Source organism: Corynebacterium hesseae (genome assembly GCF_037850265.1).
In the GTDB taxonomy this organism is placed as follows: domain Bacteria; phylum Actinomycetota; class Actinomycetes; order Mycobacteriales; family Mycobacteriaceae; genus Corynebacterium; species Corynebacterium hesseae.
Genome location: NZ_CP137211.1, coordinates 2393994 through 2415740 on the forward strand (window position 1 = coordinate 2393994; position 21747 = coordinate 2415740).

A 21747-nucleotide genomic window follows, 5' to 3' on the forward strand; every position below is an offset into this window, starting at 1 on the left:
CTCCTTTTTATGCCTGACTCGCTAATAAGCGGTCGGGGTGCGTGACTAGTCACCGATCTGGTCGCGTCCGCGCTTCACGATCTTGTCATCCACCTGACCAACGACCTCGTGGTCCTTGTTGGTGTATTCAAACTTCGAGAGCACGTAGCGCATAGCGTTGATGCGGGCGCGCTTCTTATCGTTGGACTTAATGGTGATCCACGGGGATTCTTCGGTATCCGTGTAGCGGAACTGCTCTTCCTTCGCGCGGGTGTAGTCATCCCACTTATCCAGGGAGGCCAGGTCCATGGGTGACAGCTTCCACTGGCGGACCGGGTCGATCTGGCGGATGGCGAAGCGAGTGCGCTGTTCCTTGCGGGTCACGGAGAACCACAGCTTGGTCAGGGAGATACCGGAACCCAGAATCATGTTCTCCAGCATCGGAACCTCACGCAGGAACTCTGCGTGCTGGGACTCCGTGCAGAAGCCCATGACGCGCTCCACGCCGGAGCGGTTGTACCAGGAGCGGTCGAAGAAGACGATCTCACCGCCGCACGGGAAATGCTCGATGTAGCGCTGGAAATACCATGAGGTGGACTCGCGCGGGGAGGGCTTCTCAAGCGCCACGGTGCGTGCACCACGCGGGTTGAGGTGCTCGTTAAAGCGCTTGATGGTACCGCCCTTACCAGCGGCATCGCGGCCTTCGAAGAGAATGATGTGGCGCTGGCCGGTTTCCTTGGTCCAGTTCTGCCACTTCAGCAGCTCAATCTGCAGGGAGCGCTTAATAGACTCGTACTCGTCACGCGTCATGCGCTCCTCATACGGGTAGTTCTCGCGCCAGGTTTCAACCGGTGAGCCATCCGGCATGATGAGCGAGGGATCGTCTTCATCAGAGTCATCGACGACGTAGCCGTCGGTCTGCGCAAGGTCGATCTCGGGGAGTTCGTCGTCTTTAATGTCAGCCATGCCTTTAATTCTATCTAGGAAGCAGACATCTGGCGCGATAAAAGAAGTTGTAGCCGCGTGTTTTACCCCCGTATGCCCGACGGGCGGCAGCAGCCACCCAGAATGTACGTTTCTAACAATTAGTGCCCCATAATTCGACGATCTGGGGGCTTAATTGATCGTTTCGTACCTGGACCGCGCGTGCTAAGGTACGTTTTCGCACACAAGGTCCTGAAACCGAGTGATCAGGCGGGCATGTTTACGAAAACGTACCACGCCACCGCACTAGCCGGACAGGGCGCGGGTTGCGGAAATGAGAAACCCCGCTGCCCAGAATGGGTCAGCGGGGTTAACGCTTAGTTCTGCGTGAGCAGCGTGCTATTTAGAGCAGGCCGATCAGCTTGGAAGCGCCGGAAGCCATGTCGCCGAGGCCGTAGAGAACGTCAAGCAGGGTACCAATGATACCGGTGGAAGAAAGAAGCTCCATTGTTTTCTCCTTTTAGAAGTACTTAGTGATTATTTAGCGGTTATAACTTACTTGGAAGACAGGGCGTTCAGGCCGGTCAGCTTATCGGTGGAGTCCAGCTCCGGCTTAACCTCGTAGCCCGGCTGGGTTGCATTAGCGATGGCATCGAAGACACCAGCGAAGCCCTTGAACAGGTTCTTGATACCGGAAGCGAAGTCAGCGAAGTTACCGAGCTGATCGCCGATGAAAGAAAGATCCATTGTGGTCTCCTCTTGTGAAGTCCGGGTAAAGAAATTGCCCGGAGGGGTTTGCGGTTTGGCAGACACCCTCAGCGGGCGTCACACGGAACTATTTTGGCACACCACCGAAACATTGCAAGTGAATTTCTGGGTGATTTTCCACGCAAAGCGCTTCGAGAGTCAGGTTTACTTTTCAGGGTATTTATTCACCTTTTCTTAACGTAGCCAGCTACAACGTCCCTAACTGCAGAAATAGCTAACGTCTGAAACGGAGGCTCAAGAAATCTGCCTTAGAACGTAACGCTAGCCTCCTCAACCACGATTCATAGGCTTTCTTTACAGAAAAAATTCCGAAACATTTTTCGCTGGAACACCTCAGATTACCCCTATTTGGGGCTACGGGAGAACACAAAAGGGTCTCAAAACAAAGAAAGCTCCCCACGGTCAGTCGTGGGGAGCATCTGTTTTGCTAGGAGCTGAGGCCGCAAGGAACCTCAGCCCAGGGAGTAAAAGACTAGAAGCCCATACCGCCCATTGCGTCGGCGTCCGGCATGCCAGCGCCTGCGCCAGCCGGCTCCGGCTTATCAGCCACAACCGCCTCGGTGGTCAGGAACAGGGCTGCGATGGACGCAGCGTTCTGCAGCGCGGAGCGGGTGACCTTCACCGGGTCGTTGATGCCCGCAGCCATCAGGTCCACATACTCGCCAGAAGCGGCGTTGAGGCCCTGACCAGCCGGTAGGGAGGCAACCTTGTCAGCGACAACGCCCGGCTCCAGGCCAGCGTTCTGAGCAATCTGCTTCAGCGGAGCAGACAGCGCCTCGCGAACAATCTTGACGCCAGTAGCTTCGTCACCCGTGAGGTCAGAGAGGGAATCCAGAACCTCAGCTGCCTGCAGCAGAGCCACGCCACCACCGGCGACGATGCCCTCCTCGACAGCAGCCTTGGCGTTGCGCACAGCATCCTCGATGCGGTGCTTGCGCTCCTTGAGCTCAACCTCGGTAGCGGCACCAACCTTGAGGACTGCCACGCCGCCGGCCAGCTTGGCCAAGCGCTCCTGCAGCTTCTCGCGGTCGTAGTCGGAATCGGAGTTCTCAATCTCGGCGCGGATCTGCTTGATACGGCCGTCGATCTGCTCCTGGGAGCCAGCACCCTGAACGATGGTGGTCTCATCCTTGGTAACGACAACCTTGCGTGCCTGGCCGAGGTACTCGAGCTCGGTGGTCTCCAGGGAGAGGCCGACCTCCTCGGAAATGACCTGGCCGCCGGTGAGGATAGCCATGTCCTGCAGGGTGGCCTTGCGGCGGTCACCGAAGCCCGGAGCCTTCACAGCGACAGACTTGAAGGTGCCGCGGATCTTGTTGACCACGAGAGTGGACAGGGCCTCGCCCTCAACATCCTCAGCGATAATCAGCAGCGGCTTGCCGGTCTGCATAACCTTTTCCAGCAGGGGCACAAGGTCCTTGATGTTGGAAATCTTGGAGGAGACGAGCAGGATGTACGGATCCTCAAGGACTGCCTCCTGGCGCTCCATATCGGTAGCGAAGTAACCGGAGATGTAACCCTTGTCGAAGCGCATACCTTCGGTGACCTCGAGGTCAACGCCAAAGGTGTTGGACTCCTCAACGGTGATAACGGAATCCTTGTTCACGGAGCCGTTGCCCACGGTGTACATAGCTTCAGCGATCTTCTCGCCGATTGCCGGGTCAGCAGCGGAGATACCTGCGGTGGTAGCGATCTCTTCCTGGGTCTCTACTTCCTTCGCGGAGGAGAGCAGGGAGTCTACAACCTTCTTGGTGGCGGCCTCGATGCCGCGCTTGATGCCCATCGGGTTGGAACCAGCGGCTACGTTGCGCAGGCCCTCGCGGACAAGCGCCTGTGCCAGAACGGTAGCGGTGGTGGTGCCGTCACCGGCGACGTCATCGGTCTTCTTGGCAACTTCCTTGACCAGCTCAGCGCCGATCTTCTCGTACGGGTCCTCGAGTTCGATCTCGCGCGCGATGGAGACACCGTCGTTAGTAATGGTCGGGGCGCCCCAGGACTTCTCCAGGACGACGTTGCGGCCCTTGGGGCCGAGGGTGACCTTGACGGCGTCGGCAAGCGTGTTGAGACCACGCTCGAGGCCGCGACGTGCCTCTTCATCGAAGGCAATAATCTTTGCCATGTGTTTGTGCTCCTTAAGCTTTGTTGAGGACGACACTCACGTCTGATCTATGACGGACGCCCGCGACGGCACGGCTGGCGAGTGTTCTCCAGCCCCAACCACATAGATGACTCTGTTTATTTCTGGCACTTGCCATGTGGAAGTGCTAGCGACCATTCTGGCACTCAGACCTAGCGACTGCAAGGTTCAACACGAACGCTATAAGCGAACGGGCGGTGCAACAGCACCGCCCGTTAATACGAACCGCCCACTAAATCGAACCGTCCATTAAACCGAAGTCCTAGCTCCGCTTAAGCCTCGGCTTTCTTCGCCGTCCACTTGTACGCCGCAGCAATGCCACCGACGAAAAGGATGACGCCGACGATCTTGGCAGCGGTTCCGCCCTCGAAGATCTCCAGCGGGGACTCGCCGCCCGACGCCGCGATAATGCCAGCGTTGACCACGCCGAAGAGGGACTCGCCGACGATAAGGCCGGTGGCCAGCAGCGTGCCCATGCGCTTAGCAAAGTCCGGCTTGGACTGGCGTACCGCCCAGCGGTTGTAGAAGTAGCCCAAGATGGCGCCAATCGGAACCACAATCGTGATGGCCGCCGGCAGGTACATGCCCATGCCCACCGCCAGCGGGGACAGGGAGTATTTGTCGGTGAAGTGGCGCAGGCACTCGTCGACGATGATGATGACGGCGCCGATCGCCGCGCCCAGGCCGATGAGGTCCCACGGCAGCGAGTTATCAAAAATACCGGAGGCCACCGAGGACATCAACGCGGCCTGCGGTGCAGCCAGCGCGTCCTCACCGGCGCCCTCCATCCCCTGGAAACCAAAGCCGGTGAGCATGACCTGCAGAATCGGCGGAATCACCAAGGAGCCGAAGAGGACACCGATGATGAGCGCTACCTGCTGCTTCCACGGCGTCGCACCAACCAGCTGACCAGTCTTGAGGTCCTGCAGGTTGTCATTGGAAATAGTCGCGATGCCGAAGACGATGGCCGCGGTAAACAGCGTGTAGGCCACCAGCGAGAGCGGTTCCGCCTCAGTACCGCGCGTCACGGCGGCAATCAGCAATGCAGCGGCGATAACCGCGATGATGCCGATAGATGAGATCGGCGAGTTGGACGCACCAATGAGACCAGCCATGTAGCCACACACCGACGCGATAACGAGGCCCACAAGCAAGGTAAAGAGTACGGAGACCGTGATGAGGACGGCCATGTGGTCATGAATATCGGTGCCGCGCACGAAGCTCCACAGCAGCAGTCCAATCGGGACCATGAGAAGAAGGATGGTACCAACGACATACGGTGCCGGAATATCGCGCTCCTCCACCGCCACCTGGTGGCCGTCCTTGCGGTTGCGGGAGGACGCGAAGGACTCAGCCATGCCCTTGACAATCGGACCGGAAATCTTAATCAGCGTCCAAATGGCGGCGATGGCCATGGTGCCCACGCCGATGAAGCGGATCCTGTCGGAGAAGACCGTGTCGACGGTGTCCATGATCGTGGCCGGGTCACTCAGTGCCTCCCCACCGGTGAGGATGGGCAGCAGGATGAGGTAGGAAATGACCACGCCGACGAGCATGGCGATACCCACCGCCAAGCCCACGAGGTGGCCAACACCGACCAACGCCAGGGACAGGGAGGTGCCGAGCGTCGTCGCACCCGAGCCCAGCTTGAAATAGGTGGCCACCTCAGAGGCTGCAGCCTTCATCGCGGCAAGCAAAGCCATGACGGCGGAAAGGATGCCACCGAAGACGATGACGCGCAGGCCCTTCGCGTTTTCCTCGTGCGCGGCCTCACCGTCCTCACCAGAGCTATCGCCCACCTTGAGAACCTCGGCCGCGGCCACGCCCTCCGGGTAGGGCAGATCGGAGCCCGTCACCAGCGCACGGCGCAGCGGGATGGAGTACATCACGCCGAGCACACCACCGATGGCGCAGACAGCGGCGGTATCGACGAAGGAGAAGCCCTGCCAGTAGCCCACCATGACCAGGCCGGGGAGCACGAAGATGATGGCGGACAAAGTGCCGGCTGCCGACGCGATGGTTTGCACAATGTTGTTCTCTTTGACGTTGTGCCCGGCGAAGCGGCGCAGCACCGCCATAGAAATCACGGCAGCGGGAATGGACGTGGCAAACGTCAGACCCACTTTGAGGCCCAGATACACGTTGGCGGCGGTAAAAATGAGAGTGATGAGCCCACCAATGATGATGCCCCGGAGCGTAAGCTCGCGGACCGTGGACTGGGAACCTTCGGCGGTGGTAGTCGCCATGTCAGGTCCTTTCTAAAAGAATTTGGACTAGAACCATGAATATATTACTACCTAACGCTCGGCAGGCCGATTCGAGGATGCGAGTAGGTTGGAGGGCATGAGCAACATTTCTGAGTTTGTCAGCAACGACCGCGATACCATTTTCCAGCAACTCAAGGAGCTCGTCTCCTTCAATTCTGTCCACAACGAGCCGGGCCTCGAGGACCAGCCCGCGAAGGCTGCCGAGTGGGTTCAGGCCGCGCTTGTCGACGCCAACTTCACCCCCGAAGCCATCACCACCACTGATGGTTCCACGGCGATCGTCGCCAAGCGCCCCGGCAAGGAGGGCGCGAAGACGGTGCTGCTGTACTCGCACTACGACGTGGTTCCTGCCGGAAACCCCGACGCGTGGGACTCCGATCCTTTCACCCTGACTGAGCGCGAGGGCCGCTGGTACGGCCGCGGCGCCGCGGACTGCAAGGGCAACGTGGCCATGCACCTCGCCGCGCTGCGCGCGCTCGACGCTCAGGGTGGAACCGATCTCAACCTCACCGTGCTCATCGAGGGCTCTGAGGAACGCGGCGGCGAGGGCCTGTCCGCGCTCATCGAGGAGCGCCCCGAGCTCTTCGCCGCCGACGCCATCCTCATCGCCGACGCCGGCAACGCCAAGGCAGGCGTGCCGACTTTGACCACCTCCCTGCGCGGCGGCTCCCAGATCAACGTCAAGGTCTCCACCCTCAACTCGGCAGTGCACTCCGGACAGTTCGGCGGCGCGGCTCCCGACGCCGTCAAGGCCCTCATGCGTGCACTGGATTCCCTGACGGATGAGTACGGCCGCACGACTATCGACGGCGTCGATTGTGAGGGCACCTGGCCGCTGGCCGAGGGGCAGGACACCGCCTACCGCGAGGAGGACTTCCGCGCCGACGCCCAAATGCTCGAGGGCACCGAGATCATGGGCGCGAAGGATCCGAAAGGCGCCACCGCCATCGCTGACATGATCTGGGCCCGCCCCGCCGTGACCGTGACCGGCTTTACCTCCACCCCGGTCTCCGAGGCGGTCAACGCCGTGCCCGCTACCGCCGAAGCCAACATCAACCTGCGCACCCCCGCCACCATGGACCCCCGCTCCACCGCGGAAGCAGTGGCCGAGCACCTGAAGAAGCACATTCCGTGGGGCGCGCACATCGAGGTCACCATCCTCGAGGCCAACCTGGGCTTCGAAACCGATCCGTCCAAGCCAGCCGTCGCCCTGCTCGGTGAGTGCCTGGGAGAGGCCTACGGTTCCGAGACCATCACCCAGGGCATGGGCGGCTCCATCCCGCTGACCGTGGAGCTGCAGGAGAAGCACCCGAACGCAGAGATTGCGCTCTTTGGTGTCGAGGAGCCGCAGTGTACCATCCACTCCGCTAACGAGTCGGTCGACCCGACTGAGATTGAGAAGATTGCGATCGCTGAGGCTCTCTTCCTCCAGCGCTTCGCTTAAGCGGCACTATCCCGCCCGGCAGAGCCATCCGCCGGGCGCGGGCTCGCTTACTCCTGGATGCGTTGGTGGCGACATGGCGGAACGCCAACAGGAGACACAGGCATAACTGTATGAAACGAAAATCTGAAAATTGGGATTTCAGACTGTATCGTGAGCACTAGTGAACGCCCGCCGCTGCGGTGGGGTTTGCCCAGTCCCCGACAAGGAAAGGACGCCACCGCAACCTCGTGCTCACTCTCTTCAGCGCCTTGGTACTTACTACCATCGTCGCTCCATTCCTCCTTTTCTATCTCGGCCGCCGCGCCTTCGGGCTCCTTGCCGTCGTGCCCGCGGTGGGCTTCTTCTGGGTGCTCCAACAGCTCACCGCTGGAACCCTGCGCGATGGCAACCAGCTGGCATACGACCTCAACTGGATGCCCGCCGCGCACCTAACGATTAGCCTGCGCATGGACGCGCTTTCCGCGCTGTTCAGCCTCATTATCCTGGGCGTGGGCGCACTGGTCCTGCTGTATTGCTGGGGTTATTTCGACCACTCCCGGCGCCGCCTGGCCCTCTTCGGCAGCCAGATGGTGGGCTTTGCCACGGCCATGTATGGCCTGGTCATTTCCGATAATTTCCTGCTGCTCTACGTCTTCTGGGAAATCACCTCCTTGCTCTCCTTCCTCCTCGTGAGCTATTACGGCGAGCGCGCCTCATCCCGGCGATCAGCGCAGCAAGCCCTCATGGTCACCGTCCTGGGCGGCCTGGCCATGCTCGTGGGCATTACCCTCCTCGGCCGCCAGACCGGTGCGTGGTCCTTCAGCGATATCGCCGCCGCCGAGGACCTGGCCAACACACCTTTCCTCACCGTGGCTATCGTGCTGATCCTCTGCGGTGCGCTCTCCAAATCCGCCATCGCCCCCGCCCACTTTTGGCTGCCCGGCGCCATGGCCGCGCCGACCCCGGTCTCGGCCTACCTGCACTCCGCAGCGATGGTGAAGGCCGGCATCTACCTCGTCGCACGCCTAGCGCCCTCGGTGCATGACATCCCCACCTGGCACCTCGTGGTCATCCCCTTGGGCGCGTTCACCATGTTGCTCGGCGGCTGGATGGCGCTCAAGCAGCGCGACCTGAAGCTGGTCCTGGCCTACGGCACCGTCTCGCAGCTGGGCTTTATCACCGCCATCATCGCCATCGGCTCCCGCGAGGCCATGCAGGCAGGCCTGGCGCTGACCTTTGCGCACTCCCTGTTCAAAGCAGCGCTCTTCATGATCGTCGGCGCTATCGACCACTCGGCGGGCACGAGGGACATCGACAAGCTGGCAGGCCTGGGCAAGAAGAAACCCGCGCTGTACATCCTGGCCATCCTCCCCGCGATGTCGATGGCCGGTATCCCGCCGCTGCTGGGCTTCGTATCCAAGGAGGCCACGCTCGAGGCGATCATGCACGAGGAGCTCTTGGTCGGCATGCCACGCAACATGCTGCTCGTGACGGTCGTCGTCGGCTCCGCGCTGACCATGGCCTATGCCCTGCGCTTCCTCTGGGGTGCGTTCTCCTCCAAGGGACAGGACGAGCCCTCTGAGGCAGTGGCAAACATGCACCACATCGGCCCCTTCCTGTGGATCCCTCCGACGGCGCTGACTCTGATGACCATCTTCTGTGGTCTGCTGCCGCTGCCTTTGTCCCACGGCATCACGCAGCACCTAGACAACACATTTGGGGCGGAGCAGACCTCCGAACTAGCGCTGTGGCATGGCTTCACCATCCCGTTGCTGCTCTCCGTGGTCATCATCGTGGCCGGTTCTCTCTTGCACTGGCAGCGCCAGACACTCACGAAGGCCCAGTTCGCCTACCCCGCATTGGGCTCTGCCGACGATGCCTACGACGCCGTCATCAACACCCTGCGCCAACTCTCTCTGCGCATCACCGCCTCCACGCAGCGCGGTTCGCTGCAGTTCAACCTCACGGTCATCTTTGCCACGCTCATGGTGCTGCCCATCGTCATGCTCATCCGCGGCGACCTCACCAACGTGCACATGATCGTGGCCGAGAACCCCTGGCAGGCCATCGCCGCGGTGGTCATCATCATCGCCGCCGTCGCCGCCACGGTGCTGGATAACCGCCTCTCCGGCGTCATCCTGGTGGGCGCGACGGGCTATGCCTTGTCCTTCATCTTTGCGCTTCACGGCGCTCCCGACCTGGCGCTGACGCAGCTCCTCGTGGAGACCATCATCATGGTGCTCTTCATGCTCGTGCTGCGCCGCATGCCGGCGAATACCGAGTGGAAGCAGGACCCCAAATCCGGCCGCCTGCGCGCGTGGCTGGCGGTGGGCGTGGGCCTGGCCGTCACCGTGGTGGGCATGTTCGCCATCAACGCCCGGCGCGAGGAACCCATCTCGCAGTACATGCCGGAATTGGCCAAGGAGATCGGCCACGGCGCCAACACGGTCAACGTCTTGCTCGTGGACCTGCGCGCGTGGGATACCTTCGGCGAAATCACGGTACTCATCATCGCGGCGACGGGTATCGCCTCGCTGATCTACCGCACGCAGAGCTTCACCCGCTCCTCCCGCCGCCCGACTTTGCAGGTCACCGGCCGCCGCTGGCTGGCCGCGGGTGTGGAATCGGAGAAGGCGCTCAACCGCTCGCTCATGGTGGACGTGAGCACCCGCATCCTCTTCCCCTCGATGATGGTGCTCTCCCTCTACTTCTTCTTCGGCGGCCACAACGCCCCCGGCGGCGGTTTTGCCGGCGGCCTCGTGGCGGCCTTGGCGCTGATTCTGCGCTACCTGGCCGGCGGGCGCGCGGAGCTCGATGAGGCGCTGCCTCTCGACGGCGGCCGCACCATGGCGGTCGGCCTGCTGCTCTCCCTCAGCGCAGTCATCACCCCGATGCTCTTGGGCTACCCGCCGCTGACCACCGGGTACACGAAGGTCGGCGTGCCACTCATCGGTGATGTGTCCCTGCCTTCGGCGCTGATTTTCGACGCCGGCGTCTACCTCATCGTCGTCGGCCTCACGCTCTACGTCCTGTCCTCTTTGGGCGCGAAGCTCGATGAGGAAGAAGAGATGCGTAAGCAACGCGCCCGCGACCGCGCCCGCTCCTTGGCACGCCGCACGAAAGAAAAAGAGAAAGCTGCCACCGCAGAGAAAGGACACGCCTAATGGATGCCAACCTCATGCTCCTGCTCGCTGCGGGCGTGCTCTGCGGCGCCGGGGTGTACTTATTGCTGGACCGCGCGATGACCAAGATGCTCCTCGGCATCTTGTTGCTGGGCAATGGCGCGAACCTCTTCGTGCTCATGGCCGGCGGCAAAGCGGGCTCGCCGCCAATCGACGGCCGGACCTCCCTGCCCTATGGCGAGGAAATCGCCGATCCGCTGGCCCAAGCGATGATCCTCACCGCGATCGTCATTTCGATGGCGCTAACAGGCTTCATCCTCACCTTGGCCTACCGCCAGTACCGCTACCGCACCGCGGACGTGATTGAGGATGACACCGAGGACACCGCCATCGCAGCGATTGCCTCGCGCCCGGGCAATGCCTCGGCCGCCCCCGATCACGACGCCTCCAATGATCCGACCACCGGCCGCACCACTAAGGAAGGCGATAAGTTTGGCCCCGAATTCTTCGAGGCTCCCGTGAAGGAGGCCACCGATGAGTGAAACTATCTCACCCCTGGTGGACCTGCTGCTGCCCTACATCAGCTTCCTGATCCCCCTTCCGATCATCATCCCCGCCCTGGCGGCCGCGCTGGCGATGCTCTTTGCGCGCAATGCTCATGCGCAGCGCCGCATCGCCTTCTTCTCCCTGCTCATGCTCGCCGCGGTCAACGCCGCCCTGATCTTCATCGCGGATACCACCGGCATCCAGACCCTCCAGGTGGGCGGCTGGGATGCCCCAGTGGGCATCACGCTCGTGGCGGACCGTTTGTCCACGGTCATGCTCTTTACCTCCTCCGTCGTCCTGTTCTCCGTCATGTGGTACGCCATCTCACAGGGCGTGCGCGATGGCACCAAGGACGAGCCGGTGGCGGTGTTCCTGCCTAACTACATGTTGCTGACCATGGGCGTGAACGTGTCCTTCCTGGCCGGTGACTTGTTCAACCTCTACGTGGGCTTCGAGATCTTCCTCGTGTCTTCCTACGTGCTGCTGACCCTCGGCGCATCGCCCGCGCGTGTGCGGGCGGGCGTGGGCTACGTCATGGTCTCCATGGCTTCCTCGCTCATCTTTGTGCTGGCCTTGGCCTATGTGTACGCCGCGGTGGGCACGATGAACATGGCCCAGATCGGCCTCCGGATGGAGGACATCCCGGCCGGTACCCGCTCCGCGGTCTTCTCCGTGTTGCTCATCGCCTTCGGCATCAAGGCGGCCATCTTCCCGCTCGATGCCTGGCTGCCGGACTCCTACCCCACCGCGCCCTCGCTCGTCACCGCGGTCTTCGCGGGCCTGCTCACCAAGGTCGGCGTCTACGCCATCATCCGCGCGCGTACCTCCATCTTCACCGGCGGCGGGCTCGACGGCCTGCTCATGTGGGTCGCACTGGCCACGATGCTCGTAGGTATTTTGGGTGCCATCGCGCAATCGGATATCAAGCGCTTGCTGTCCTTCACCTTGGTCAGCCACATCGGTTACATGGTCTTCGGCGTTGCCCTCGGTACCGCGCAGGGCTTGTCGGGCGCCATCTTCTACGCCGTACACCACATTCTGGTGCAGACCGCGCTCTTCCTGGTGGTAGGCCTTATCGAGCGTCAAGCCGGCACATCCTCGCTGCGGCGCTTGGGCTCGCTGATTTATTCCGCACCGCTCATCGCCATTTTGTACTTCATCCCGGCCATGAACCTGGGTGGCATCCCGCCCTTCTCCGGCTTCCTGGGCAAGATCATGTTGATCCAGGCCGGCGCGAACGAGGGTTCCTGGATGTCGTGGGTCCTCATCGGCGGCGCTGTCCTCACCTCGCTGCTGACCCTCTACGTCATGATCCTCGTGTGGGCCAAGGGCTTCCTGCGTGACCGCAGGGATGCCCCCGAAGGCAACCTCGCCATGGCGCGACCCTCCCCGCTCGGGGAGGTCACCGAGTACGTCGAATTGGAGGAGCGCGCCGATGTCGGCCGCGTACCCTTCGGCATGCTGGCCTCCACGTCCCTGCTCGTCATCGCCTCGGTATCGATGACCTTCCTCGCCGGCCCGATCTCCGGTGTCACCACCCGCGCGGCGACGTCCGCGCAGGATGACTCCATTTACCGCTACGCGGTACTGGGAGATTCCGCCGAGGACCCAACGCGGCACTTGGACCCCGCCGAACGCTACGAGGAGGGCGCCGATTCGCGGAAGAACCGCAGCGAGCCCCTCCCGGATCCGGAGCCGGTGGCGCCGACAACGAGGACGTCGCCAAGCGCCACGCCCACATTGCCCACCTCCGTGGATAAGGAAGAAGAGGAGGTGTCCCGATGAGATTCTCCGGAATTAAGCACCGTTTCCGCCCGTGGTTCATGGTGTGGATCATCGTCATGTGGTGCATGCTCATGGGTGAAGTCACCGTGGCGAACCTGGTGGGCGGGCTGATAGCCAGCCTGTTTATCGTCTTCGCGCTGCCGCTGCCGGCGATGCCCGTGGCGGGGATTTCGGTGAGCTGGGGCAAACTTTTCATCTTTATGGTGCAGTGGTTTGTGGAGCTGATGGAAGCTTCTATCAAAGTGGGCTGGCTGGCGGTGCGCCCGCAGGAGGTGCCCAAGACGGCGATCGTCAGGCTCCCGATGCGCTTGGAGAATGAGTTCGTTCTGGCGCTGGCGGTCAGCCTGTACAACCTGCAGCCGGGCGGCACCGTGTCCGATATCGACATTGCGAACCGCATGCTCACCATCCATCTGCTCGACGCCGATTCTGAAGCTCACCTAGAGCGTGAGATCGCGGCGGTGCGCAAGCTGGAGGCCGATATGATTGCCATCTTCGAAAGGAGCCACCCCTGATGGATACTGACGTGTATAACATCCTGCTCACCGTGGCCGCGGGCTTCCTCGTGGTGGCCTTCCTCATCACCACGTGGCGCATCGTCATCGGGCCCAACTCGCTTGACCGGCTCATCGCCATGGACGGGCTCGTGGCCATGTTCCAATGCGCCCTGGCCACCTACATCTGTTGGACGCTGGACACGACGGTCTCCAACGCGATGTTGGTGGTGGCGCTCCTCGGGTTCATCTCGACGGTCTCCGTTACTCGCTTTAGGAAGAGGGACTCATGAGTTACGCAGTAGTTGCCGATATCCTCTCCATCATCCTCATCCTCCTTGGCTCGATACTCACCTTGGCGGCCGCGATTGGAGTGGCACGTTTTAAGGACACGATGGCGCGCGTGCACGCCATAGCCAAACCCCAAACCACCGGGCTCATCTTCACCATTGTGGGCGCAATCATCAAGGTGACGGGCTCGGAGAGCTTCAGCGTGGCTGAGCGCGGCGACTTGGGCATCCTGGTGCTGCTTGTCCTTTTCGCCATGATCACCAGCCCGGTGACCGCACAAAGAACCACGCGTATCGCCCGCCGTGAGGGCCTGTACGGCCCGCCGGAGTCAATGCTGCGCAATGAGGCCCCTGCCGCGCGCTCCATGCGCCGAAAGTAGGGACACGGGCGCCTTCTCCCAGGAAATGAGGGCGAATTAATATAGGCTGCAAAAGGCAATAATTGGTGGTCATCCGAGGAGAGTCGACGTGAAGAAGCTGCAAGGCGTACCAACGATATGCGCTGTCCTCGCGCTGTGCATCGCTGTGATGGTGTACAAGTTCAGCCAGTTCGATGGGCCCCATGCCTTCATCAATATCCTCCCCTTCGACCTCTCCATCTACCGCATGGCGGGCGAAGACCTCAACGCGGGCGGCCTGCTTTACGACGCCCCCTATATCTTCGAGTTCCCCTTCACGTACCCGCCCTTTGCGGGGTTGCTGTTTAAGGTTTTGCCCTTCTTCAGCAAGGGTGCGCTGACCTTTATGTGGCCCTCGCTCATGTTCCTGGCGGTGTTGGCGATCATCATCATGATCTTCCGTGAGCGGGGCATGAAGGTGACCCCGGCGGCCGTCCTGGTAGCGGTGCTGCTCACCGCCCTGACCCCGGCGAATGAGGCGATGCACGGCTCGCTGTACTACGGGCAGGTCAACGTATTCTTGATGCTGCTCGTGGCCCTAGATTTCCTGCCGATTAAGCGCCGCCTGCCGGGCGTGGGTATTGGCTTGGCCGCGGGAATCAAGCTGACCCCGGCTTATATGGGGTTGGCTTTGCTCTTTGAGAAGCGCTGGTGGGCCGCCGCGGGGGCGGTCATTACCTTCCTGGTGACCGTCGTGCTCGGTTTCCTCTTCGTGCCCGATGCGATGGATTTTTGGACCGACGCCATGTTCAACTCCTCCCGCGTGGGCGAGCACGCCAACCCCGGCGCGAAGTCGCTGCGCTCGCTCATGTACCGCGTTCTAGGCGTCGACGGCGGCATCTGGTGGCTGCTGGCGGTCATCGTGGTCTTTGCGCTTACCTGCCTGGCGCTTCGCACCGCATACCTGCGCGGCAACCGCTCGGCGGCTTTCGCGTTGACGGGCCTGAGCACCTGCTTGGTCTCCCCCTTCTCGTGGTACCACCACTTCGTGTGGACCATCCCCTTCGTGGTCATGGTCTTCGTATCGGTCAACCAGGCGCTCAGCGCGCGCCTGTCCGGTAAGTTCGGCGAGCAACTCGCCGGCCTCGCCTCCGTGGCAGCGCTGTTCGTGGTGTCGCTGCCGTTTATGTCGGTGCCGGTGTGGTTCACCATGTCCACGGCCAACCTCGATGCGATCGAGTCCTTCCAGCCGTGGGCGACCTCACTGTGGACGCTGTCCTGCGTTGCCTTCATCGCCGTCTACGCGGTGTGGGGATTCGTCGCGCCGCGTAAGCGCGCGGTGGCGGAGAGCTAGGGGACGTTTCGATCAAATAAGGGGGCAAAACCCGCCCGTTTTAGCGCACTATTTGATCGAAACGTCCTCGTCGAGGCGAGGCAGCTTCCCAAAAGGACGTTTCGATCAAGTAAGGCCCGGAAAACCATCAGTTTCCGGGCCTTAATTGATCGTTCGGTACTCAGACTAGAGCGGCAGCAGCTGCTCCATTTCATCCGCGGTGGCCTTGACCACCTTCTGCCAGCTGCCGGTCTCCTCGTACAGGCGGCGCTGGCGCTCGTAGCCCGCCCCGGAATCGATGATTTCCTGCACCAACTGCAGCTCCCGGGCACAGCCCAGCTCCTCGGACAGCGGGGCCAGCTCCACCAAGAGATCCGCCAGCTCATCCTTGATCCAACGCTCATCGGTCTCGCGCGAGGTGATGACCAGCGCGTCCATGCCATAGCGCGCACCGCGCCACTTATTCTCCGCCACGTGCCACGGCTGGAGAGTCGGCAGCTTCTCGCCCGCGTCGATCATGCGGTCATAGTGCACCACCAGGCAGTGCGTCAGCGCCACGATGGCGGAAAGCTCGCGGAGGTTGGAGGCAGCGTCGGAAATGCGCACCTCCACCGTGCCCCACTTGGAGGCCGGGCGAACATCGAAGTGCATCGAGCCGGTGTGGTTGATGACCCCCGAAATAGCCTGGTCCCGCATGTAGGCCTGCCACTGCTCCCAATTCTCAAACTGGTAGGGCATGCCCGCGGTGGGCAGCTGTTGGTAGAGCATCGTGCGGTTGGAGGCATAGCCAGTATCGAGCCCCTCCCACCCCGGCGAACAGGCAGAAATGGCCAGCAGGTGAGGGTACTTCGTCATCAGCGCGTTGATGATGGGCCACACGCGTTCCTCGTGGCTGATGCCGACGTGCACGTGCGTGCCCCACAGCAACATCTGCTGGCCCCAGTACTGGGTGCGGTTGATGATTTCGGAATAGCTCTCCTTGGCGGAGACGGGGTTCTTCCGGAAGTCCGTAAAAGGGTGCCCGCCCGAGGCCCACAGGCGCACGTCCATGGAATCGGCCGCCTCACGCACTGCGCTGAGCGACGCCCGAAGGTCCCCCATCGCCTCCGGCACCGTCCGGCACACCCCGGTCACCAGCTCCACCGTGTTTTGGAGGAATTCCTTTTCCAGGTGCACGGAGGGGTGGGAGGCGCGGACAACGTCGATAAGCTCGGCGCCGCGCGGCACGAGATCCCAGGTCACTGGGTCAACGAGGGCAACTTCCCACTCAACGCCCAGCGTGGGCTCGGGTGAACGGGCGAAGTTCTCTTCCGGAATATTCACCCATTCATCCTATCCACCAACAGGGTGAATTTAATAAGTTTTTATTCCCTAGGCTTGGGGAACGGCGAGAACCACGACGACGGCATCGCCCTTGGTGTAATCCCCGGTCAGCTCGGCCGGGTACGGCGCGATGGCTTCCGCCGGAACGTTGCCGCCGTAGTACTGGGCGGCGACTTCCTTGGCCAGGTTCTCGGCCGCGGCATCACCCTGTGGGAAGAAGATGGTGGTCTTCGGCGCGACGAGGACATCATCGCTGATGTTTCCTACCTCGGCGACCCTAAACTTTTTGCTCTTGAGGCGCTCGGCCTCATCGGCGGCGTAGTTGACGCGGCCGGAGTTGTTGTAAACGTTGACGGGTATTTCCGCCTGCGGGCGATCGGCATTGCCTGCGGGTGCACCGGCCTCGGCGTTCTCACCATGCTCAGCGCCGACCTCAGCAGCGTTCTCCGAGTCGGCGTCGGTATCAGCCGGGCGCTCGTTCTCGTCGGCGTCGTTATTCTTGTCGGCTTCGCCCGCAGCGCCGCCGGTATGGGCGTCGCCCTCGGCGCCACCGGTGGCGGGTCCGGACACGGCGGCGTCGTTGGCGGGCGCGTCCTGGGCGGTGTCCTCGGAGCTATCCGAGGTCATGGCGTACAGAGCCCACATGCCGAGCATGACGGCCACGGCGATGAGCACCATGGCGACACCACGCAGCGGGAGCTTGCTAGCGGAGGCCGGGGCGGCGGCCGAGTCGGACTCGGCGGCGTGGCGCGCGCGGTCAGCGGACGAGGCAGAGTTTTCCGGATTCACATTAGTCACATTGGTCACTCTAGTATCTACGAGCCTCAGTCCGGTGTATTGTCGCGTGCGGCGCGCCGGACGTCCTCGCGGGCGTCGCGAAGCCGGCGCAAACGTGTCACGAGCAGCGGGTAAGAGGCGTGCGCGGCGGGGTTGTCGAGCAGCACGTTGAGGCGTTGGTGATAGCGCACCGGAGTAATGTCCAGCTGCGTGCGGATGGCCTCCTCCTTAGCGCCGATATCGCGCGGGGCGTGGGACTCGAACTCCAAAATCGCGGCGTCTAGGTCTGACAGGGAATGCATGCTTAGACTGTATGCCATGACTATTCGTCCCATCGTTATCCACGGCGACCCGGTCCTTCACAATCCCACCGAGCCGGTCACTGAAGCCATCGATTCCCCCGAGCTGCAGGAGCTTATCGCGGACATGCACGAAACCATGGACGCCGCGCACGGGGTCGGCCTAGCCGCAAACCAGATCGGCGTGAACAAGCGCCTCTTTGTTTACCACTGCCCCGACACCGACGGGCCTGATGGCACCGAGCTTCCCGAAGGCGGTATGCGCCGCGGCTGCGTCATCAACCCGGTGCTGGAAACCTCCGAGATCCCGGAGACCATGCCGGCTGACGACGGCTCCGAGGACGAAGGCTGCCTCTCCATTCCGGGCGAGGGCTTCCCCACCGGCCGCGCTGACTGGGCCCGCGTGACCGGCAAGAATGAAAAGGGCGAGGACATCTCCATCGAGGGCTATGGCTTCTTCGCGCGCATGCTGCAGCACGAAACCGGCCACCTCGACGGCTTCGTCTACACCGACGTGCTTACCGGCCGCTACAAGCGCCAAGCCAAGAAGGCCATTAAGCGCAACGGCTGGACCGAGGCCGGCCTCACCTGGGTTCCGGGCGAGGACGAAGACCCCTTCGGGCACGAGGACTAATGTCCCGCATCTTCCGCTCCGATGCCGTCCAGGTGGGCGAGCGCGTGGTGGCCCGGCGCGATTTCGGCGGCGTGCACAGCGATGTGATTGGCCACGTGCTCAGCGTAGATCCGCTGGTCATCCGCCCGCAGGAAGTCGGCGGCTACCCCTCTTCGCTCGACGCGGTGGAGATTCCGCCGGAGCAGCTCAAGATTATTAAGCGCCTCTCCCCGCGCACGGTGCGCAATTCCGATATCCGCGCCGTCGAGGTGGCCACCGCGGCTGCCTTCCCGGGCAAGGAGCATACGTGGACCTCCGATGGCCAGTGGCTCATGCGCGCGGGTGATGGTGTGACGGGGCGCTCCAATTCGGCGGTGCCGCTCGGCCCGTCTGCGGGTTTCCTGCCGGTGCCCATGGAAGAAATTGAAGCGTTCTATGCGCGCCACGAACTGCCTGTGTGCTTGGCCATCCCGGAGCGCATCGGCAAGCCTGCTGAGAAGCTCGTGGCGGCGCAGCCCGAAGCGTGGGAGCTCGAACCGGAAATCCTGGTGATGGTCCGAGACCTGGATGAGCTGCCGGCGCTTTCCGACGTCCACTTCGTCGTCGACAAGCAGCCCGATGCCGAGTGGCTCGACCTTTACCACTTCCGCGGCCAGGCGCTCCCGCCGCTGGCGCTGGAGTACCTGCGCAGCCACATTGAGGGCACGATGGGCTTCGGACGCCTCCTTTCCCCTGCTGGTGAGACCATCGCGATCACGCGCGGCACGCTCACCGAATCCGGGGACGGCACCGTGTGGCTGGGTTACTCCGCCGTGGAGGTGGCCGAAGACTGGCGCCGCAAGGGCCTGGGCACCGCGCTGGGCGCGCACATGCTGGCCTGGGGCAAGGCACAGGGAGCGGAGAAGGCCTACCTGCAGGTCGTGGCTCATAATACGGCGGGAATTCGCCTCTACGAGAAGCTCGGCTTCCTCGAGCAGCACCGCCACCGTTACGCCCGCCGCCTGCCTCAAGTACCCTAAACCACATGCGCATCGCTACCTGGAACATCAACTCCGTTCGCACCCGCGCGCAGCGCGCGGTGGATCTTCTGGCCAAGCACGACATCGACGTGCTCTGTCTGCAAGAAACCAAGGTGGCGGATGCGAAGTTCCCCCGCGAGCCTTTTGAGGAGGCCGGCTACCACGTCACCTGCCACGGGCTGAACCAGTGGAATGGCGTGGCCATTGTGTCTAAGGAGGAGCCGGAGGAGGTCCAGACCTTCTTCCCCGGTCAGCCGGGGTTCCACAAGGACCCCGCCAAGGAGCAGGCGCGCGAGGCCCGGGCGGTATCGGCCCGCATCCGCGGGATTGAAATCTGGTCCCTCTACGTTCCCAACGGGCGCGAAATCACGGACCGGCACTTCGACTACAAGCTGGACTTCCTCTACGCGCTGGCTCGATATGTGGAGACCCGCGCGCAGTCGAAACTCTTGCTCACGGGTGACTTCAACATTGCGCCGCGCGATGAGGACGTCTGGGATATGTCCCTTTTCCGCGGCAAAACACACGTCACCGAACCGGAGCGCGCGGCCTTCCAGATGCTGGAGGAGGCCGGGCTTGAGGAGGTCACACGCCGCTTCACCGAGGAAGACCGCTGGACCTACTTTGATTACAAGTCCTTGCGCTTCCAGAAAAACGAGGGCATGCGCATCGATTTCCAGCTGGCCAGCGAGCCGCTTGCACGCCTGATCCAAGGTGCCCAGGTGGATATGGTTGAGCGCGCCGGCGACAAGACCTCCGACCACGTGCCACTGATCGCAGATTTCGATGTCCCCGATTTCGCATCGGTGCGCTAGCCTGCCATGAACCTCAACATCGATCTCTCCGTCTGGCAGCTTGTGCTGCTGATCATTGACTACGGCATCAAAATCATCGCCATCGGCGTGGTCCCCGAAGGCCGCCGCCCGTCTAGCTCTACGGCCTGGCTGTTGGCCATTCTTGTGCTGCCCATCGTGGGGCTGCCGTTGTTCTTGCTCATGGGCTCGCCCTATATCAACCGCCGGCGCCACCGCATCCAGCAAGAGGCCAACGCACTGCTTAACGACGTCACCGCCTCCACCCCCAACCACCCCTCCGGCCGCCTCTCGCCGGAGGTGGAATCCCTCATCCAGCTCAACCGCAACCTCACCGGGCACCCAGCTCTCATTGGGCATAACAAGGGCTTGCACGCCTCCTATGAGGAGGCCATCCTGGCCATGGCCCGTGCGGTGGACCGCGCTGAGAAATACGTGCTCATTGAGATCTACATCCAGTCCTGGGATGAGGTGACCGATGTCTTCTTCCAGTCCCTCGCCCGTGCCCGAAAGCGCGGCGTAGAGGTCAAGCTGCTGCTAGATCAGATTGGCAGTTTGAAGTACAAGGGCTACTTCACGCTGGGCAAACGCCTCACCGAGATTGACGTCGACTGGCGGCTCATGCTTCCGCTGCAGCTGCACAAGGGCCGCTTCCGCCGCCCGGACCTGCGCAATCACCGCAAGATCGTGGTCATTGACGGCCACACGGGTTTCTTGGGCTCGATGAACATGATTAAGCGCGAATACAAGACGAAGGACCGCGCATGGATCGACTACATGGTCGAGATGACCGGCCCTGTGGTGACGTCCTTGGCCTCGGTGTTCGCGGTGGATTGGTACCTGGAATCGGAGGAGCAGCTGTCTTTGGACATGCAGCCCTATGACGACGCTATGACGGCGGACTCCAACCACCTCCAGTTGGTCCCCTCCGGGCCCGGTTACACCACGGAACCTAACCTGCGCATGTTCAACTCGGTGGTGCACCACGCTAAAGAGAAGCTCATCCTTTGCTCGCCCTACTTCATTCCGGACGAGTCCCTCTTGGAAGCGGTCACCACCGCGTGCTACCGCGACGTTGAGGTGGAGCTCCTGGTTTCAGCGAAGGCGGACCAGTTCATGGTCAACCACGCGCAGTCCTCCTACTACCAAGCACTTCTGGAGGCTGGCGTGCGGATCTTCCAATTCCCCGAGCCCTTCGTGCTGCACTCCAAGTTCATCCTGGCGGACCCGAATCTTCCGGAGCGCGATCCACTGTGCATGTTTGGTTCCTCCAACATGGACATGCGTTCCTTCGGCCTCAACTATGAATCAACGATGCTGGTGGCCAAGGGCGACCTCATCGAGAATTTCACCCAGCTGGCCAGGAATTACAAGAAGGTCTGCCACGAGCTCACCCTCGAGGAGTGGAACGAGCGCGGCCTGCTGCGCCGCTACGTGGACAACGTCATGCGCCTGACCTCCGCCCTGCAGTAGCAGGCACATGCGGGCCCACACCTTG

The 21747-nt window shown here is 62.3% G+C and carries 19 protein-coding genes; 12 read left to right on the top strand and 7 right to left on the bottom strand.

The window, feature by feature from the left end; translation table 11 throughout:
- Window positions 1-45: 45 nt before the first annotated feature.
- The 4 genes from ppk2 to R3O64_RS11330 form a co-directional block, all read right to left on the bottom strand.
- Complete coding sequence (gene ppk2 / locus R3O64_RS11315) at window positions 46-945, bottom strand: polyphosphate kinase 2 (protein ID WP_070522677.1); 900 nt, start codon at window positions 943-945, stop codon at window positions 46-48.
- A 513-nt stretch (window positions 946-1458) separates the two neighbouring features.
- A complete protein-coding gene (locus R3O64_RS11320; RefSeq protein ID WP_154762604.1) occupies window positions 1459-1650 on the bottom strand; it encodes a PorH family porin in 192 nt (63 codons plus the stop codon).
- Window positions 1651-2143: 493 nt separating this feature from the next.
- Window positions 2144-3790 carry a chaperonin GroEL gene (gene groL, locus R3O64_RS11325; protein ID WP_070522669.1) on the bottom strand — a complete coding sequence of 549 codons (1647 nt, stop codon included), beginning with the start codon at window positions 3788-3790 and terminating at the stop codon, window positions 2144-2146.
- A gap of 290 nt (window positions 3791-4080) precedes the next feature.
- A complete protein-coding gene (locus R3O64_RS11330) occupies window positions 4081-6054 on the bottom strand; it encodes an OPT family oligopeptide transporter (RefSeq protein ID WP_339016929.1) in 1974 nt (657 codons plus the stop codon).
- Between the two features lie 97 nt (window positions 6055-6151).
- Between R3O64_RS11330 and R3O64_RS11335 the strand changes: the two genes are divergently transcribed.
- The 8 genes from R3O64_RS11335 (at window position 6152) to R3O64_RS11370 (ending at window position 15427) form a co-directional block, all read left to right on the top strand.
- Window positions 6152-7519: a dipeptidase gene (locus tag R3O64_RS11335; protein ID WP_339016930.1), complete on the top strand. Its 1368-nt coding sequence runs from the start codon at window positions 6152-6154 to the stop codon at window positions 7517-7519.
- Window positions 7520-7746: 227 nt separating this feature from the next.
- Entirely contained in the window at window positions 7747-10662 is a 2916-nt protein-coding gene (locus tag R3O64_RS11340) for a Na+/H+ antiporter subunit A (protein ID WP_339016931.1), read from the top strand.
- The gene (locus R3O64_RS11345; protein WP_070564160.1) at window positions 10662-11162 is read left to right on the top strand and encodes a Na(+)/H(+) antiporter subunit C; all 501 of its coding nucleotides are present in this window, start codon (window positions 10662-10664) and stop codon (window positions 11160-11162) included. The genes R3O64_RS11340 and R3O64_RS11345 overlap by 1 nt, the downstream gene beginning before the upstream one ends.
- A complete protein-coding gene (locus R3O64_RS11350) occupies window positions 11155-12951 on the top strand; it encodes a Na+/H+ antiporter subunit D (RefSeq protein ID WP_339016932.1) in 1797 nt (598 codons plus the stop codon). The genes R3O64_RS11345 and R3O64_RS11350 overlap by 8 nt, the downstream gene beginning before the upstream one ends.
- Window positions 12948-13466: a Na+/H+ antiporter subunit E gene (locus tag R3O64_RS11355; protein WP_070685787.1), complete on the top strand. Its 519-nt coding sequence runs from the start codon at window positions 12948-12950 to the stop codon at window positions 13464-13466. The genes R3O64_RS11350 and R3O64_RS11355 overlap by 4 nt, the downstream gene beginning before the upstream one ends.
- Entirely contained in the window at window positions 13466-13738 is a 273-nt protein-coding gene (locus R3O64_RS11360) for a monovalent cation/H+ antiporter complex subunit F (protein ID WP_010188770.1), read from the top strand. The genes R3O64_RS11355 and R3O64_RS11360 overlap by 1 nt, the downstream gene beginning before the upstream one ends.
- Window positions 13735-14115, top strand: coding sequence for a monovalent cation/H(+) antiporter subunit G (locus R3O64_RS11365; RefSeq protein WP_070685789.1), 381 nt, complete (start codon window positions 13735-13737; stop codon window positions 14113-14115). Before R3O64_RS11360 ends, R3O64_RS11365 begins: the two co-directional genes overlap by 4 nt.
- Before the next feature lie 88 nt (window positions 14116-14203).
- The gene (locus R3O64_RS11370; protein ID WP_070532189.1) at window positions 14204-15427 is read left to right on the top strand and encodes a glycosyltransferase 87 family protein; all 1224 of its coding nucleotides are present in this window, start codon (window positions 14204-14206) and stop codon (window positions 15425-15427) included.
- Between the two features lie 165 nt (window positions 15428-15592).
- On the opposite strand, the gene R3O64_RS11375 is transcribed toward R3O64_RS11370, so the two are convergent.
- The 3 genes from R3O64_RS11375 to R3O64_RS11385 are packed head-to-tail and all read right to left on the bottom strand — an operon-like array spanning window position 15593 to window position 17808.
- Window positions 15593-16729: a glutamate--cysteine ligase gene (locus tag R3O64_RS11375; protein ID WP_070564163.1), complete on the bottom strand. Its 1137-nt coding sequence runs from the start codon at window positions 16727-16729 to the stop codon at window positions 15593-15595.
- Between the two features lie 48 nt (window positions 16730-16777).
- The gene (locus tag R3O64_RS11380) at window positions 16778-17527 is read right to left on the bottom strand and encodes a LytR C-terminal domain-containing protein (protein ID WP_284847702.1); all 750 of its coding nucleotides are present in this window, start codon (window positions 17525-17527) and stop codon (window positions 16778-16780) included.
- A gap of 26 nt (window positions 17528-17553) precedes the next feature.
- Window positions 17554-17808, bottom strand: a complete 255-nt coding sequence (locus tag R3O64_RS11385; RefSeq protein ID WP_154762609.1) for a DUF3263 domain-containing protein — start codon at window positions 17806-17808, stop codon at window positions 17554-17556.
- 16 nt (window positions 17809-17824) lie between these two features.
- Here R3O64_RS11385 and R3O64_RS11390 point away from each other — a divergent pair, with 16 nt between their 5' ends.
- The 4 genes from R3O64_RS11390 to R3O64_RS11405 are packed head-to-tail and all read left to right on the top strand — an operon-like array spanning window position 17825 to window position 21722.
- Entirely contained in the window at window positions 17825-18439 is a 615-nt protein-coding gene (locus R3O64_RS11390; RefSeq protein WP_339016933.1) for a peptide deformylase, read from the top strand.
- Complete coding sequence (locus R3O64_RS11395) at window positions 18439-19437, top strand: N-acetylglutamate synthase, CG3035 family (RefSeq protein WP_339016934.1); 999 nt, start codon at window positions 18439-18441, stop codon at window positions 19435-19437. Before R3O64_RS11390 ends, R3O64_RS11395 begins: the two co-directional genes overlap by 1 nt.
- A 5-nt stretch (window positions 19438-19442) precedes the next feature.
- Window positions 19443-20252, top strand: a complete 810-nt coding sequence (locus R3O64_RS11400; protein ID WP_339016935.1) for an exodeoxyribonuclease III — start codon at window positions 19443-19445, stop codon at window positions 20250-20252.
- Window positions 20253-20258: 6 nt separating this feature from the next.
- Window positions 20259-21722, top strand: coding sequence for a phospholipase D-like domain-containing protein (locus R3O64_RS11405; RefSeq protein ID WP_339016936.1), 1464 nt, complete (start codon window positions 20259-20261; stop codon window positions 21720-21722).
- Window positions 21723-21747: the final 25 nt, after the last annotated feature.